Raw genomic sequence first — 14,414 nt, 5'->3', positions numbered from 1 at the left:
ATCAGACGGTGAACTCCGTGGTCGTTCCGGCCGAGTTGAAAAAGAACCGGTCGCCGAATTCCCGGGCCAGCCGCGCCGCCGGAAGCTGTCCGGTGCAGTGCGAGACGCCGAGTCGCTGCACATCATAGCGGCGGAGCGCACCAATTGTTTGCTCCAGGCGTCGCTCGTCGGCACCGAACAGGTGGATACCGCCGATTACCGCAAAGACCTCGGTGCAGCCGGTCAATGTCAAGCCGCGCTCGATGGTGTTGACGATGCCGCGATGGGCGCAACCGGATACCACGAACAATCCTTTTGGCGTCTTGATGAACAGGGACAGGTCGTCGGCCAGCAGGTCCTGCGTAACGTGTTGATGATCCTGCACGCAGGCGTTGTCGTCGATAGCCTCGAAATCAGTGACCATCGGCACCTCCCCGCTAGTGACGATCGACTCGGTGATCCACACCGGTTCAGCTGACAATTCGAAGCTCGCCCCCAATTTTTCTGCCTCGGCCCGTGAATAGGGAATGCCGATCGGCTCGTAACGGTTGCCGTCGGGGGACCGCCAGCATTTGGAAGACCACACGTCGGGATGGGCGATAATCCGCACCGGTTTGTCCGGCAGATTGCGCAGCCGCAGCAGGTGGAGCAGTCCGCCGGTATGGTCCTCATGGCCGTGGCTGAATACGATGGTGTCGAGCCCACTCAGATCAATGTTCATCAACTGGGCGTTATGGGCCGCCACCGAACTGCGGCCGGTGTCCATGAGAACCGTTGTGTCGTCCACCTGCACCAGGATGCTCAAGCCCCATTCGGCTAGGAGTTTCAGCCAACTGGCGGAATTCTCCGCCAACGTGGCAGTGGTGATTTTCATGATCGTGCCTCGCTCGGGGAAAACCGGGGCCTGGCCGCCGACCGTGGGAGAGGCGGTCGGCGGTCAGGCCGGTTGTTGATTTTTAGTTGCCGGCTGTTTCGAAGATACCGAAATAGGCGTTATCCCGTTTGTCTGTAATCCACGGGAATTGCGGATTCTCGTCGACAAAATTCGGCCAGTACTTGTGAACTTTGCCCTGACCGTATGGTTTTGAGTGAGATCGCCATTGGCCGTAGCCTTTGAGGAAGTTGTACTGGGACTTGGCCACCTTGAGGAAATCCGGGTTTTTGCCCGCTTCCTGTTCGGCCAGCTGTACCGTTAGCCGTTCCAGTTCCTCGATGGTCTCGTCTTCGAGTTTGGTAATCTTCGTTCCGGCCTTGGTGAAGGTCTCGATAGCGTCGATGTTCGAGTATTCCCACTTGGCAAAGGACATGATGTAGGAGACCTTGGTGGCGTATTCAAGCAGCGGTTTCAACTCATCTGGCAGCTTATTGTAGCTATCCATGTTGACTGCCAGCAGAGTGATCATCGCCGTCTGCCACCAAGCCGGCACGATCAGGTAGTCGGCAACCTCGTGCAGCGAGATGGAAACGTCGCCGGCGGGGAAGGAGAACTCGGCGGCATCGACGACGCCACGGTCCATGGCCAGGTAGATCTCATCGGGGCTTATGGCCATTGTGGTGGCGCCGAGCATGGTCAGGATGTCCTCGCTGAAGCCAGGGCAGCGGATTTTCAGGCCTTTGAAATCCTCGGGTTTGGTGACTTTGACATTGGACCAAAGACCGCCTTCGATACCACCGCCGCCGGCGGCGAAGGGCTTCATGTTGTATTTGCCGTAGACCTCGTCGGCCAATTGCCGGCCGCCGCCATAGTAGTACCAGATGGCGAAGTCTTCCGGGGTGTAGGAGTTCGGAAAGGAGCCGAACAGCACCAGGGCGCTATTGAGGCCTTTCAGAAAACCCGGCCAACCGATGGCGGCGTCGAGCGCGCCGGTTCGGGCAGCCTCGAAGGTCTCGGCCATCGGAAACAGCTCCGAGCCATAATGGTATTCAATTTCCAGGCGATAATTCTCGGTTCGGACAATGTCGTTGATCGTCCGGGCCAGGATCTCGCCACTCCAGGACAGGGCAATACCTGCGGCGAAGGTGTCTTGGACCCGCCACTTGATCACTTTCTGCTTGGCCATTGCCGGGCCTGCGCCCATCACCGCGAGGCAAAACAGTGCCCCAACAAGTACCACGCTAGCCGATCGTCTCATACTTTCCTCCATTCGCGTTGATTTGCCCGTCCTACTCAAAGGACCTGTTCCGCATCAAGCGGCCTTCACCGTGGAAAAAAGCGAGCCGGCATCTGCTCCCGGCTGTGTTCGTCGGTTTGCTCACTCCTCTTATTCTTCAAGACTTCGGAGCGAGACCCTGCTGTTCGAGCATTTTGATCGAGCCAAGCATGTGTTCGCGCATCATGGTCCGGGCCCCATCTTCATCATGTTCAACCAATCGCTGCAACAGATCGAAGTGCTCCTGCACTGCAGTCTTGTTTCGGCTTTCTGTGCGTAGTGCCGCCTTCCAGCCGTGAAAGGACATGCGGGCGATGGAATTGAGGAGCATAAGCAGGGTTTCGTTCTGTGCGGCTTCAGCGAGCAGGCAGTGAAAGTCGATATCGGCCTGGATGATAGCGGCAATCTCGCTTTCCGGTAGGCTGTTTTGCAACTCGATATTGGCCTTGATCTTGTCAATGTCCGCCGGACTGGAACGTCGTGCAGCCAACGCGGCAATCTCCGGTTCCAGAATGAGGCGGGCCTCGAAGTGCTTATGGATGGTGTCGCGATAATCTGATACCCAGGTCGGCAGCGGCACGAACAGGTCACCGGTCAGGTCCTTGACATAGATTCCCTTGCCAGGCAGGACCTCTACCAAGCCCATAATTTCCAGGATACGAACAGCCTCGCGCAATGATGCTCTGCTGATCTGTAATTTGCTGCACAACTCACGTTCAGACGGCAGCTTGGCGCCAGGTCTAAGCCCGTTATGGATGATGAAATCCTTGATCTGGCTGATGGCTGATTCCGACAAGCGCTTGCGGGAGATGGGGGTGAGATTCATGACCGGTTCTTTGAAATGACGGTTACATATCAGATGGTCTACTGGTCAGACCGCTCAGAATGTAGTATATTCCTGCCTTGCTTGTCAACTGATAAGTTGACATTAACAATGATAGTGTGCACGTTGGGGACGTCCGTCTGCCGGGAACCATGACGACAACCGGCCCTGGACAAAACGAGCTGCCGATACATAGTCTTTGGCAGAGGACCGACAGACTGATTATTGGTGCTGCCATGCGATATGTTGACTGTTATCAACGGGGAATGCGCTTCCAGGTTCGAGACGAAAGTGCAATGTATGAGAAGTGATGACGAGGATGATCAAAGACTGGTTCAAAAAGCATTTTTCCGACCCTCAAGTTGTAATCCTGTCAGGGCTGCTGCTGACCGGGCTCATCGTGGTCCTCTTTGCCGGCAACCATCTGGTGCCGGTCATCGCCAGTGCGATCATCGCCTATGTGCTTGATGGCATCATTCATCGCCTGCGCAAGATCGGTATTCCGAGAATGGTGGCGGTGATTGCTGTTTTCTCTCTTTTCTTCCTTGTTTTGCTGACGCTGCTCTTCGGTCTTTTACCGATTCTAATCCGCCAGGCCACGCAACTCCTGCAGGAAGTTCCTGCCATGCTCACCGAGGGACAACGATTGATTCTTACGTTGCCAGAGCATTACCCGGCTTTTTTAAGCGAAGCGGAGATTGAAACCGTGTTGAACCAGATTAGACGGGAAGCCATCAATTTTGCCGACAGCATGCTACGGCAAACGCTTTCGTCGGTGGTTGGCATCATCACCCTGGTGGTTTACATCGTGCTCATGCCCCTGCTAGTGTTTTTCTTCCTCAAGGACAAAGGCTTGATCCTCAGTTGGGCTCGTCGATATCTCCCGCAGGAACGAGGCCTGGCCGCCAGGGTATGGCAGGGCGTGGATGCGCAGCTGGGCCGGTTCATCCGGGGCAAATTCTGGGAAATCCTGGTGGTATGGTTGGTTGCCTATCTCACCTTCTTGTTCATGGGGCTCAATTTCTCGGTGCTCCTCGGATTTCTGGTCGGTATTTCCGTGCTGGTTCCCTATATCGGTGCAGCCGTGATGACATTTCCGGTGGCACTGGTGGCCTTTTTTCAATTTGGCTGGAGCGGCGAGCTGGCCTGGATAGTCATCGCATATTGCGTTATTCAGGTTCTCGACGGCAACGTTCTGGTGCCGCTCTTATTCTCGGAAATGATCAACCTGCATCCCATCGCCATTATCGTTGCCGTCCTGTTTTTCGGCGGCATCTGGGGATTCTGGGGCGTATTTTTTGCAATTCCGCTGGCCATTCTCATCCGGGACGTCATTAACGCCTGGCCGAGAAAGGATGGCGTGAATGCGGTGAAAGCGGATTCGGGAGCGTCAGAGGCTTGAAAGATTTACCGCGCGTTGCAGCGGCAGTGAAATGCTGATTGCCGGTCTGAATGGAACCAAAGTGAACGTCCGGGACGATCAACAGTTTGGCGATGGCTCAACGTGTCGAGTCTTCTTTGCCGGCCTTACCGGGAAAAGTGATGCCCCGGTGCATGGTGTAGAATGTCAGTGCGTTGAGGACCAGGCCGTGGCGGATTTCTCCTGAGCTCGCCATGGCGAGCGCCTCGTTTACCGGGACGGCAAAGACCTCGATATCCTCCATGTCCTCGAAGCGCGGATCGCCGAGTTTTTCGACAGGTTCAACCAAGATAGTGGAGCAGATGTTGTCCTGAATGGCCGGGTTGGGCCGCACCCAGCCGATCAGTTGGGCCGTCCCGCCTCCGTAACCGGTTTCCTCGCGAAGTTCGCGAAGGCCTGCCTGTAGAGGGTCTTCACCCGGATCGACGATGCCACCGGGGATTTCCAACTCCACGCGGTCGCTGCCGAAGCGGTACTGACGAATGAGAAGTAGTTGACCCTGCGGCGTAACGGCGATGACATTGACCCATGGACTGGCGGAGAGCTTGTAGAACTCTTTGTGCAGTCCGGAACGAGGGCAATGTACGTTTGCGGCGAGGAGATCGAAGACCCGAGTAGAAACGAGAGTCCGTTCACCGTCTGTCACCCATGGGGAAAAATTGGATTGTTCGTTCATGACGATTCATCACTCAAACGCGTTTTCTTTACCAGCAAGACTCTTCAGACCATACCAGTCTTGGCGATATTTTCAGCTTTTTTCGGTTTGAACCGGCAGCTTCAAACAGAGGCGCGTTCTTACCGGGGTTAGCGGTAAACCGCCGTCAACCTACTGCCGGGACGATGCCTTGTGCTGTGCGGAGCGCACGGGATGGCACCGGTGCGTTTATTGAACAGACGATCGGTTTCCTCGCCGAGTTTCGGAGTGCGGTCCTTTTCTTGCTTGGGGTAGGTAAACAAAAAAAAACAGGCCTTGACTCCTGACGTATTGTCAGCTAATATGCAAATAAGAACCATTCTTACAAAAGAACAATACGTGAACATTGGCAAGAAAGAAGTTGAACAGCGAATGCGCCACTTCGAGGCAGTCTGTCGCGAGGCAGGTATCAAACTGACTCATCAGCGAATGGAGATTTTCCGGGAAATTGCTCAGACCGGTGATCATCCGGATGTTGACCGCATTTTTCAGCGCATCAGACGCCGATTGCCGACGGTCTCGCTCGACACCGTTTATCGGACGCTGTGGTTGCTCAACGACCTTGGGCTGGTGAAGACACTTGGTTCGAGCCGTGAGGCGACTCGATTTGACGCAAACCTCGAGAAGCATCATCATTTTATCTGCAAGAACTGCGGTTATACCCGTGACTTTGTTAGCTCTGAACTGGACAACCTGACGCTCCCGGAATCGCTGCAATCCTTTGGCGAGGTTGAGGCGACGCACATCGAGGTGCGGGGCGTTTGCCGGGAATGTATTGCCAGAGAGAGAATTGAAGATCTGTAAATTGCTGCCTGTGAGTAGACACGACGCGACAGTGCCATGGCGGGCATTGTCGCACCGTATGCAAGAACTGATAAAGCCCCCCAAAAAACAAACAGGAGGAAATCGATGAGTGACAATAGCAAGTGCCCGGTGACGGGTCGGACGGGAAAACAGATAGCAGGTGGCGGCCCCTCAAATCGCGACTGGTGGCCGAACCAACTGAACCTGAAGATTTTGCACCAGCAATCCGTCAAATCCAATCCCATGGGAGAAGACTTTTGCTATGCCGAGGAATTCAAGAAACTCGACCTAGCTGCCGTCAAGAAAGATCTGCATGCCCTGATGACCGACTCCCAGGACTGGTGGCCCGCCGACTGGGGACATTACGGCGGCCTTTTTATCCGTATGGCCTGGCACAGCGCCGGAACCTACCGCATGGGTGACGGCCGTGGCGGAGCGGGTTCCGGATCACAGCGGCTGGCACCGCTCAACAGCTGGCCGGACAACGTCAACCTGGACAAGGCGCGCCGTCTGCTCTGGCCGATCAAACAGAAATACGGCAAGAAGATATCCTGGGCCGATCTGATGATCCTCACCGGTAACGTCGCCCTTGAGTCCATGGGCTTCAAGACATTCGGCTTTGCCGGTGGGCGGGTGGATGTCTGGGAGCCGGAAGAGGATATTTACTGGGGGGCCGAAGAGGAATGGCTGGCGACCAGTGATAAACCCAAGAGCCGTTACAGCGGTGAGCGTGACCTGGAAAATCCGTTGGCGGCCGTGCAGATGGGACTGATCTACGTGAACCCGGAGGGGCCTGACGGCAATCCGGACCCGGTCGCCTCCGGGCATGACGTTCGTGAGACTTTTGCCCGGATGGCCATGAACGACGAGGAGACGGTTGCTCTTGTTGCCGGTGGACACACCTTCGGCAAGTGCCACGGCGCCGGACCTGCGACCCATGTCGGACCGGAACCGGAAGCCGCCCCCATGGAAGAGCTGGGCCTCGGCTGGCGCAGCAGTTTCGGAAGTGGTAAGGGGGGCGACACCATCGGCAGCGGTATCGAGGGTGCTTGGAAGCCGAATCCGACCACCTGGGATATGGGTTATCTGAAGGTGCTGTTCAAGTATGAGTGGGAGTTGGTCAAGAGCCCCGCCGGTGCCAACCAGTGGCTCGCCAAAGACGTGGACGAGGAGGACATGGTTGTCGATGCCCACGATCCGTCGAAAAAAAATCGGCCGATGATGACCACGGCGGATCTCTCCCTTCGTTATGACCCGATTTATGAGCCGATTGCCCGGCACTATCTGGAAAACCCCGACGAGTTTGCCGATGCCTTCGCCCGAGCCTGGTTCAAACTGACTCACCGTGACATGGGCCCCCGGTCCCGGTACCTCGGTCCGGAGGCTCCGACCGAGGACCTGCTCTGGCAGGACCCGGTTCCGGAAGTCGATCACGAGCTGATCGACGACCAAGACACTAAAGAACTCAAGGGCAGGATTCTTGCCTCGGGGCTGTCTGTCTCCCAGCTGGTTGCAACAGCCTGGGCCTCCGCCTCGACATTCCGTGGCTCAGATTTTCGTGGTGGGGCCAATGGAGGGCGCATTCGTCTGGATCCGCACAAGAACTGGCAGGCCAACCAGCCGGAGCAGTTGCAGACGGTGCTGCAAACGCTTGAAAAAATCCAGCAGGAGTTCAACAGCGCGCAGTCCGGCGGCAAGAAAGTGTCACTTGCCGACTTGATTGTGCTGGGTGGCTGTGCCGCTGTCGAACAGGCCGCCAAGAACGCCGGTCATGATATAACCGTACCGTTCGTGCCGGGTCGAACCGATGCGTCGCAAGAACAGACCGACGTCGAGGCGTTTGCCGTCCTTGAGCCGGTTGCCGATGGTTTCCGTAATTTCCAAAAAGCAAAATTCGCCGTCTCGGCTGAGGAGTTGCTGGTTGATCGGGCTCAGTTGTTGACGCTGACCGCCCCAGAGATGACCGTTCTTATCGGCGGTCTGCGGGTTCTCGGTGCCAACCACGGGCAGTCGCCCCACGGTGTCTTCACCAAACGGCCCGAGACTCTGACCAATGACTTTTTCGTCAATCTGCTCGATATGGGCACAACGTGGCAGCCAACCGCAGACGACAAAGATGTCTTTGAGGGCCGGGATCGGGTAACGGGTGAGTTGCAGTGGACCGGCTCCCGCGTTGACCTCGTCTTCGGTTCCAACTCCCAGTTGCGGGCCGTGGCGGAAGTCTACGGCTGTGCGGACGCACAGGAAAAGTTCGTGCAGGATTTCGTTGCGGCGTGGGACAAGGTCATGAACCTCGATCGCTTCGATTTGGTCTGATCAGCGACATCTTGCCAGCTGGCTGCGTGACCATGAGCGCCTATCCGCTGACGAGGCGGCATTGTGTGCCAAACGTTGGCGGATAGTGCATTTTATGAAAATCGGCGGGACAGGTTTTAACCTGTCCCCCGCTAACTTTCACCAGACGGTAGTTGACCGCACCATTTCAGCTTGAGCTGAGATGGTGCGGTGTCATTGTGGTATAATCGTTTCTCCGGAACCGGCAGCTTTTCCCGTCACCAACTCGCCAGTCGCCGGAGGTATCACCGTGCGCCGGCCATGCCGGCTCGGGAAAACGAGAGGGTGCGGTTCAATAATGAACAAATGGGCAGTAATCGCCATAGCGAAGCAGTGTCTGATCGGGACCGTGGTCGCCCTCGTCTTGCTCGCCTGTCAGTCGGTATGTGCCGCATCCGACCCCGATCGCGTCGTCGAACTGGCACCCGATATTGTTGAACCGTCAGACATCTGTCTGCACCCGGACGGGGAGTCGTTGCTGATCGTCAGCGATAAGGGCACTCTTTTTCAGACCGATGCAAACGGTACGGTGCTCACCCGGGCTCCATTTCAGGGGGGCGATTTTGAAGGGGTGTATAGTCACGCAGGGAAAATCTATGTGGCCGATGAGAGCAATCGACTGGTGCATCGCTTCAATCCCGACGGACTGGTGTTGGAGCAGACATTTTCGATACCGTATGACGGCAAACGCAATAGCGGCTACGAGAGCATTGTCTACAACCCTGTACGCGAGGTGTTTCTGCTGATCACCGAGAAGGATCCGGTGACCATCCTCGAACTGGACGATAGCTTTCAGGTGCGAGCTGCCCTCCCGTTCGCTGCCGCCAGTGACATTTCGGCAGCTACCTGGCACGACGGGGCGCTCTGGCTGCTCAGTGATGAGGAGCAGGCAGTGCTGAAACTGGATCCCGATCGCTACGAAGTGCTGGAAAGATGGAACATTTCAGCGGTGAAAAAGCCCGAAGGGATTGTTTTTATCGGAGGATCCATGCTGGTGGTCTGTGATAAGGAGCAACTCCTTTACTTTTTCCCCGCTCCGTGGGAGAAACGGTAGCTGACCGATACGAAAACCGGGAACTTTTTCCGGGCAGCCCACGGTGTCATACCGGTTCGGATAAACGGTATAGCGACAGAACAGAAAGCAGGTGAGCAGTTTTGCGGTTGCGCCGGGCAGGCAGCAATTACCGGCCGGATTCGGTCCGACTGATGGCGACTCGGCCGGTCGCTGCAGAGTCGCTGCTGCGGATCGGGGTTTGAACAACCCGGCGGTCTGTGATACTCATCAGGGAGAGGGTGTGGCAGTTGTGCCGACCCGATCTGTCACGAACACTGCGGAGGTGAGTATGCCACAGATTACTATTTCCTGGCCTGCCGGGACGATTACGGCAGTACTGCGCGACACGCCTACGGCACGCCGTCTGCTGGATTCATTGCCGATCTCAGGGCGGGCCAATGTCTGGGGGGATGAGGTTTATTTCTCCGTGCCGTTTTCCGCCGATCCCGAACCTGATGCCGCAACGGTCGTCGACAAGGGAGCAGTATGTTTCTGGCTTGACGGCGACGCGCTGGCCCTGTTGTTCGGTCCAACTCCGGTTTCTCAGGGCGACGAGTGCCGGCTGATCAGTGCCGCCAACATAGTCGGAATGATCGATGGAGACCCGTCGGTGCTGCGGACGGTACGCAGCGGCGACGTAATTACCGTCGATATCGTGTGATAATGGCTTGCCGGGAAGCACCGTCAACGCCCTGCAGCTACCGGATCCTATCGTGCTTGGCGAGTATCTGACATTTGAGCTGAACTCCGGAGTGCCGCTACCCGTCTTCTTGAGCACCGCGCTGCGGAAATGGCGTCCTTCAGAGGAACAACCGGATGCTCGCCGGGGTCAGAGGTGAGGGGATCCGTGAGCTCAAGCGTGACGCCACCTTTCAGTCTTCCGCGGCAGTGTTCTTAAGAGCCTGATAGAGCCGTTCCACCAGGGCGTGGTTATAGCCGTGCGAGGTCATATTGGCGGTGATACGTCCCCGGATGGGGTAGCCGAGGAGAGAGAGATCACCGATCATATCCAGAATCTTGTGGCGCACGAACTCGTCGTCATAGCGGAGTGCGGTATTGATGACCTTGCCGTCGTGCATGATGATATGGGAATTGAGGTAGCCGCTGCCAACCGTACCCAGTTTCTGGGCCATGTCGATATTTTCGAAGGTATTGAATGACCGGGCCGGCGCGATCTCCTCGGCGAAGGACTTCTGTGTAGGATTGAAGGTGAGAAGCTGTTCGCCGATGGGCGGCGGATAATCGACTCGCATCGCTATTTCAAAACCGTCGAACGGTTCCGCATAGAGGTGTTTTTCGTGTTTACCCTCAGGTCCGAAGCCGATTTTTTGGAGTATGACGGCAATGCGGGTGGTGGCCGGCTGTTCGGTGATTCCCGCTTGGGTAATAAGTTCGCAGAAGTCTTTTGCAGAGCCGTCGATGTTCGGTACTTCGTCGCCCACCTTGATCAAGGCATTGGTGATGCCGAACATGGAAAGAACCGCCATCAGGTGCTCGACGGTACGCACCTGGTGCCTGCCGTTGTCCAGCGTCGTTGAGTTGGCGGAGAAAGTCTTGGCCTCTGCAGGTTGATGATAATTGCGCAGTGAGGTGATGTGCCCGCGGATAGTCTGACCGTCGAGTGTTTGAAAAACGATCCCTTCATCCACCCCGAGCGGGCTCAAGATGATGCCCGTCTTCCTGCCGCTGAGCAGTCCAACCCCATTGAGAACGACGTTTTCCTTCAAGGTTCGCTGCGGTTCCGGTGATTCGACCAGTTCCACAGCGCCGGGAATCGGCTGCATTTCGCGCGCTTCGCCGGCACGTCTCGCATCCGGCGGGAGGCTTGCATCGATCCGGACCGGCTGTTGGTTCAGGACCGACTTGACCTTGTCCAGCAGGACTTCTAAATGCAACGGTTTTTCCATGAAATCGGCAGCGCCGAACTTGATGGCGGCAACGGCCGCTTCGATGCCGGCGTGGCCGCTCATCATGATGACCGGCAGCTCGGGGAAACGTTCATGCAACCGTTGCAGCAACTGCAGTCCGTCCGTGCCCGGCAGCCAGATATCGAGCATCACCAGGGCGGGTTCCATGGAGTCGAGCCGCTGCCAGAAGCTTTCTGCGTCGGCGAAGGCAAGGGCCTGATAGCCTTCATCTTCGAGGATATTTGCTACGGTGGAACAGATAAGCGGTTGATCGTCTACGATACAGATGGGGTTCATATTCCTTGTGTCCAAAAAACGGTATGCGGCACCACGCGATTGCCTCAGCGGACGCCGCGATGATTATCATCGTCTGTAACTTCGCAATGCCCTATCCTAACCTGAATGAGAGAATAAAGAAATGAAATGAGGGTGCCAGGGGCAACCGGGCACGGACCGACCGGGTGTACTTCCCGACCTGCTGAGTCGATCATGCTCCCATCGGTTATCCCCGTAGCCGCTGAACAGCAGAAACAACGGCTGCCAGGGCACGGTCGATGTCCTCGGCGGTGGTATAGCGCCCGGTGGTGAAGCGTAGGGTGCCGGCGGCCCATGACTCGGTGACCTGCATGGCAGTGAGTACGTGGGAAATCTCCACCCGGTCGGCGTGGCAGGCGGCTCCGGCCGAAGCGGCGACGTCGAGGCCGATTTCCTCGAGGAGCCGATTGGCCTCCAAGCCGTAAAAGGAGACACTGCAGGTATTGGGCAAACGGTAGGTGCGGTGGCCGTTGAAGCGGATTTCGGTAAGATTCGCGGACAGGCCTGCCTCCAGTCGGTCGCGCATTGCCTGCTGGTGGGCGGCATGATGGCCCAGGTCGGCGCCGGCGAGCTGACAGGCGGCACCGAGGCCGACGATTTCCAACACGTTCTCCGTGCCGGCCCGTCGCCCGTTTTCCTGGCCGGCGCCATGGCAAAACACCTGCGGCTCGACGGTTTTGCGGATATAGAGCGCCCCGACCCCTTTTGGCGCGTAGAGCTTGTGTCCGGCCATCGACAGCAGATCGACCCCCAGTTCATCCACCCGAGCGGGGATCTTGCCGAGCGACTGGGCCGCATCGGTATGCATCAGGATGCCGTGTCTGCGGGCCAGGGTGGCGATCTCGGCGATCGGCTGAATAGTCCCCACTTCGTTATTGGCGTGCATGATAGAAATCATGATGGTGTCGGTCCGGATGGCTGCTGCCACGTCGGCTGGATCGACCAGCCCGTCGCTGTCCACCTCGACAACGGTGACGTCAAAACCATGACGTTCCATGTGGCGGCACACCTCGAGGATAGCGGGGTGCTCGATACTCGAAGTGATCAAGTGCCTACCGGTTGTGTGCCGAGCCCCGGCGATACTTTTGATCACCTGGTTGTTGGCCTCGGTTCCGCCACTGGTAAAGAGCACCTCAGATGGTGCGCAGCCCAGCAGCCCAGCCACCTGCTTTCGAGCTGCGATAACCGCCTGCTTGGGACGGATGCCGTACCAGTGCCCACTCGATGGATTGCCGAAATCGCTTTCCAGAAAGGGGCGCATCGCGGCGATTACTTCCGGGGCGTGGGGGGTAGTGCCGTTGTAATCGAGATAGACGGGCCGGCTCATGGTGTTCAGCTCCTTGCACGAGGTGGGTGAGAGTGAATTTCCGGTACCATCATCAGGAACGGATCGGGAGTCCGGCGCTCTTCCAGGCATCGACACCGCCGTCAATTGCTTTGGTGTTGGCAAAGCCCTTGTCTCTGTAGTGCGCTGCTCGACCAGCAGCTGAGCCGCCGCCCGATCAGTTACAGTAGAAAATGATTTCCTGATCTTTATCGACCGCATCGAGTCGTGCCGTGAAATCGCTCAGCGGAATAGCTCCTTCCAGTTGGTATAAGCGAAACTTGTCGTCGCTGTCATAGGCGCAGACCAGAAGAGCCTTGCCGCTGCGCCTATGTTCGTGCGCTTCGGCAGCACTGATGATGGTGACGTCGGACATGGCATGTCTCCCTGTGAAATTGATTCGGGTTCAACACGGGTGCCACATGCAGGGCAGCAACCGCGGTTGACCATACTATAATCATGGTCTGCAGGCGTGCAGTGCAAGGAACCGCTTTCGTAACGCTACTGGTGACTCTCTGCAGTCCTTCACAGAGGAGATAGGGGCGATGTGGCATACGGTGCAGTGCTGCATCTTTTTACAGAAAATTACGGAGCAGCAGTATCATTCCCATAACAAGCAGAAGTCCCAGTACGAGCCTGCGGTACACTATCGTGGTGAGACGGCGGCGCAGCCGGCCGGCCACGGTCAGGGTCAGCAGTACCGGCACCAGGCCTGCAAGGGCAATGAGAAAGGTGGTTGCGGTGAGATAGCCGAGCTGGTTCAGGCCGAGCAGCATGACGAGGCTCGAGAAGGTAAAGGAGATGTTGATCGCCTGGACAAAATCATTCTTTTCGAGATTGAGAGACAAGAGATAGGGAAGAACCGGCATGACCTGGGAACCTGTCATGCCGTTGACAATGCCGGTCATGAAACCGATGGGAACCCGCAGCGCCCGTTCCCATTTGGTCGGCAGAGAAACGGTCATATTGGTCATGGCCCAGAGAGCGTATATCATCAATACCAGCCCGAGAACCGCCTTGGCGACATCACTGTTGATGGTCGCCAGAACAGCCAGGCCGAAGAGAAGACCCGGCACGGCGGCGAGGTACAGGGGCCAGAACCGTGACACCGCTTCACGGAAACGGCCCGCCTGGACAATTACCGTAATATTGCTGACGATGGATGGCACGAGAACCAGGGGGATGGCAATTTTCAGATCAAAATGCAGGGCCAGGACGGGCAGGCAGGAGGTGGAAAAGCCAAGCCCTGTCAGCCCCTTGATCGCCGAGGCCATGATATAAGCCGTCAAGATAACACTGTAGTCGGTCAGGTCCATGTTTCTCCGGCCAAGAGGTCTAACTTCCCGTCTCTTCCATTCCTTTTACCGGCAGGCGTTACTCATCTAAACATTTCGTAACATGAACTGTTTCGTAATGTCGCTCCGGTCGAAAAAAATGTTAACGTGCGTTCCAGACAGGTACGCTGGGGAAAAGCACCGCGCGGAACTTGACGGAAATAAAGCCGCCGTTATTATCTATCACGATATGGTGTGGAACGACAGGGCTATCCTCTTCCATACCAACCTGATCGTGCTCTATCCTCGGCCGGCGCAAAGATAGCCTGACTTCTC

At 56.9% G+C, this 14,414-nt stretch carries 13 protein-coding genes; 5 read left to right on the top strand and 8 right to left on the bottom strand.

What is annotated here, in order from left to right; all coding sequences use genetic code 11:
- Position 1 precedes the first annotated feature (1 nt).
- The 3 genes from BUC26_RS13750 to BUC26_RS13740 form a co-directional block, all read right to left on the bottom strand.
- Complete coding sequence (locus BUC26_RS13750) at positions 2-853, bottom strand: MBL fold metallo-hydrolase (protein WP_073376991.1); 852 nt, start codon at positions 851-853, stop codon at positions 2-4.
- Between the two features lie 82 nt (positions 854-935).
- Positions 936-2,111 carry a TRAP transporter substrate-binding protein gene (locus BUC26_RS13745; RefSeq protein WP_161949859.1) on the bottom strand — a complete coding sequence of 392 codons (1,176 nt, stop codon included), beginning with the start codon at positions 2,109-2,111 and terminating at the stop codon, positions 936-938.
- Between the two features lie 136 nt (positions 2,112-2,247).
- Complete coding sequence (locus BUC26_RS13740) at positions 2,248-2,955, bottom strand: FadR/GntR family transcriptional regulator (RefSeq protein ID WP_073376987.1); 708 nt, start codon at positions 2,953-2,955, stop codon at positions 2,248-2,250.
- 307 nt (positions 2,956-3,262) lie between these two features.
- On the opposite strand from BUC26_RS13740, the gene BUC26_RS13735 reads away from it, so the two are divergent.
- Positions 3,263-4,354: an AI-2E family transporter gene (locus tag BUC26_RS13735; RefSeq protein WP_073376985.1), complete on the top strand. Its 1,092-nt coding sequence runs from the start codon at positions 3,263-3,265 to the stop codon at positions 4,352-4,354.
- A gap of 97 nt (positions 4,355-4,451) precedes the next feature.
- Here BUC26_RS13735 and BUC26_RS13730 read toward each other — a convergent pair whose 3' ends face one another.
- A complete protein-coding gene (locus BUC26_RS13730; protein ID WP_073376983.1) occupies positions 4,452-5,048 on the bottom strand; it encodes an NUDIX hydrolase in 597 nt (198 codons plus the stop codon).
- 357 nt (positions 5,049-5,405) lie between these two features.
- On the opposite strand from BUC26_RS13730, the gene BUC26_RS13725 reads away from it, so the two are divergent.
- From BUC26_RS13725 to BUC26_RS13710, 4 genes are all read left to right on the top strand, one after another.
- On the top strand, positions 5,406-5,870 hold the full coding sequence (locus tag BUC26_RS13725; protein ID WP_084540672.1) for a Fur family transcriptional regulator: 465 nt from the start codon (positions 5,406-5,408) through the stop codon (positions 5,868-5,870).
- Between the two features lie 105 nt (positions 5,871-5,975).
- Positions 5,976-8,186 (top strand): catalase/peroxidase HPI, encoded by a 2,211-nt coding sequence (katG, locus tag BUC26_RS13720; protein WP_073376981.1) that lies wholly within the window; start codon positions 5,976-5,978, stop codon positions 8,184-8,186.
- Positions 8,187-8,502: 316 nt separating this feature from the next.
- Entirely contained in the window at positions 8,503-9,258 is a 756-nt protein-coding gene (locus tag BUC26_RS13715; RefSeq protein ID WP_073376979.1) for an SdiA-regulated domain-containing protein, read from the top strand.
- 289 nt (positions 9,259-9,547) lie between these two features.
- A complete protein-coding gene (locus BUC26_RS13710; RefSeq protein ID WP_073376970.1) occupies positions 9,548-9,919 on the top strand; it encodes a cyclophilin-like fold protein in 372 nt (123 codons plus the stop codon).
- A 211-nt stretch (positions 9,920-10,130) separates the two neighbouring features.
- Here the strand turns inward: BUC26_RS13710 and lpxC are convergent, their stop codons facing one another.
- The 4 genes from lpxC to BUC26_RS13690 all read right to left on the bottom strand — a co-directional run bounded on the left by lpxC (position 10,131) and on the right by BUC26_RS13690 (position 14,120).
- Positions 10,131-11,462, bottom strand: a complete 1,332-nt coding sequence (gene lpxC, locus BUC26_RS13705; protein ID WP_073376968.1) for a UDP-3-O-acyl-N-acetylglucosamine deacetylase — start codon at positions 11,460-11,462, stop codon at positions 10,131-10,133.
- 205 nt (positions 11,463-11,667) lie between these two features.
- Entirely contained in the window at positions 11,668-12,807 is a 1,140-nt protein-coding gene (locus BUC26_RS13700) for a cysteine desulfurase family protein (RefSeq protein WP_073376966.1), read from the bottom strand.
- Between the two features lie 175 nt (positions 12,808-12,982).
- Complete coding sequence (locus BUC26_RS13695; RefSeq protein ID WP_073376964.1) at positions 12,983-13,180, bottom strand: rhodanese-like domain-containing protein; 198 nt, start codon at positions 13,178-13,180, stop codon at positions 12,983-12,985.
- 199 nt (positions 13,181-13,379) lie between these two features.
- Positions 13,380-14,120 carry a sulfite exporter TauE/SafE family protein gene (locus tag BUC26_RS13690; RefSeq protein WP_073376962.1) on the bottom strand — a complete coding sequence of 247 codons (741 nt, stop codon included), beginning with the start codon at positions 14,118-14,120 and terminating at the stop codon, positions 13,380-13,382.
- Positions 14,121-14,414: the final 294 nt, after the last annotated feature.

This window comes from Desulfofustis glycolicus DSM 9705 (assembly GCF_900130015.1).
In the GTDB taxonomy this organism is placed as follows: domain Bacteria; phylum Desulfobacterota; class Desulfobulbia; order Desulfobulbales; family Desulfocapsaceae; genus Desulfofustis; species Desulfofustis glycolicus.
Note: the sequence above shows the minus strand (reverse complement) of the source record. Positions and strands in the feature narration are given on the sequence as shown.

Coding starts and splice junctions, on each gene's coding strand:
- BUC26_RS13750 (WP_073376991.1), bottom strand. CDS start 853: ATGAAAATCACCACTGCCACGTTGGCGGAGAATTCCGCCAGTTGGCTG.
- BUC26_RS13745 (WP_161949859.1), bottom strand. CDS start 2,111: ATGAGACGATCGGCTAGCGTGGTACTTGTTGGGGCACTGTTTTGCCTC.
- BUC26_RS13740 (WP_073376987.1), bottom strand. CDS start 2,955: ATGAATCTCACCCCCATCTCCCGCAAGCGCTTGTCGGAATCAGCCATC.
- BUC26_RS13735 (WP_073376985.1), top strand. CDS start 3,263: ATGACGAGGATGATCAAAGACTGGTTCAAAAAGCATTTTTCCGACCCT.
- BUC26_RS13730 (WP_073376983.1), bottom strand. CDS start 5,048: ATGAACGAACAATCCAATTTTTCCCCATGGGTGACAGACGGTGAACGG.
- katG (WP_073376981.1), top strand. CDS start 5,976: ATGAGTGACAATAGCAAGTGCCCGGTGACGGGTCGGACGGGAAAACAG.
- BUC26_RS13715 (WP_073376979.1), top strand. CDS start 8,503: ATGAACAAATGGGCAGTAATCGCCATAGCGAAGCAGTGTCTGATCGGG.
- BUC26_RS13710 (WP_073376970.1), top strand. CDS start 9,548: ATGCCACAGATTACTATTTCCTGGCCTGCCGGGACGATTACGGCAGTA.
- lpxC (WP_073376968.1), bottom strand. CDS start 11,462: ATGAACCCCATCTGTATCGTAGACGATCAACCGCTTATCTGTTCCACC.
- BUC26_RS13700 (WP_073376966.1), bottom strand. CDS start 12,807: ATGAGCCGGCCCGTCTATCTCGATTACAACGGCACTACCCCCCACGCC.
- BUC26_RS13695 (WP_073376964.1), bottom strand. CDS start 13,180: ATGTCCGACGTCACCATCATCAGTGCTGCCGAAGCGCACGAACATAGG.
- BUC26_RS13690 (WP_073376962.1), bottom strand. CDS start 14,120: ATGGACCTGACCGACTACAGTGTTATCTTGACGGCTTATATCATGGCC.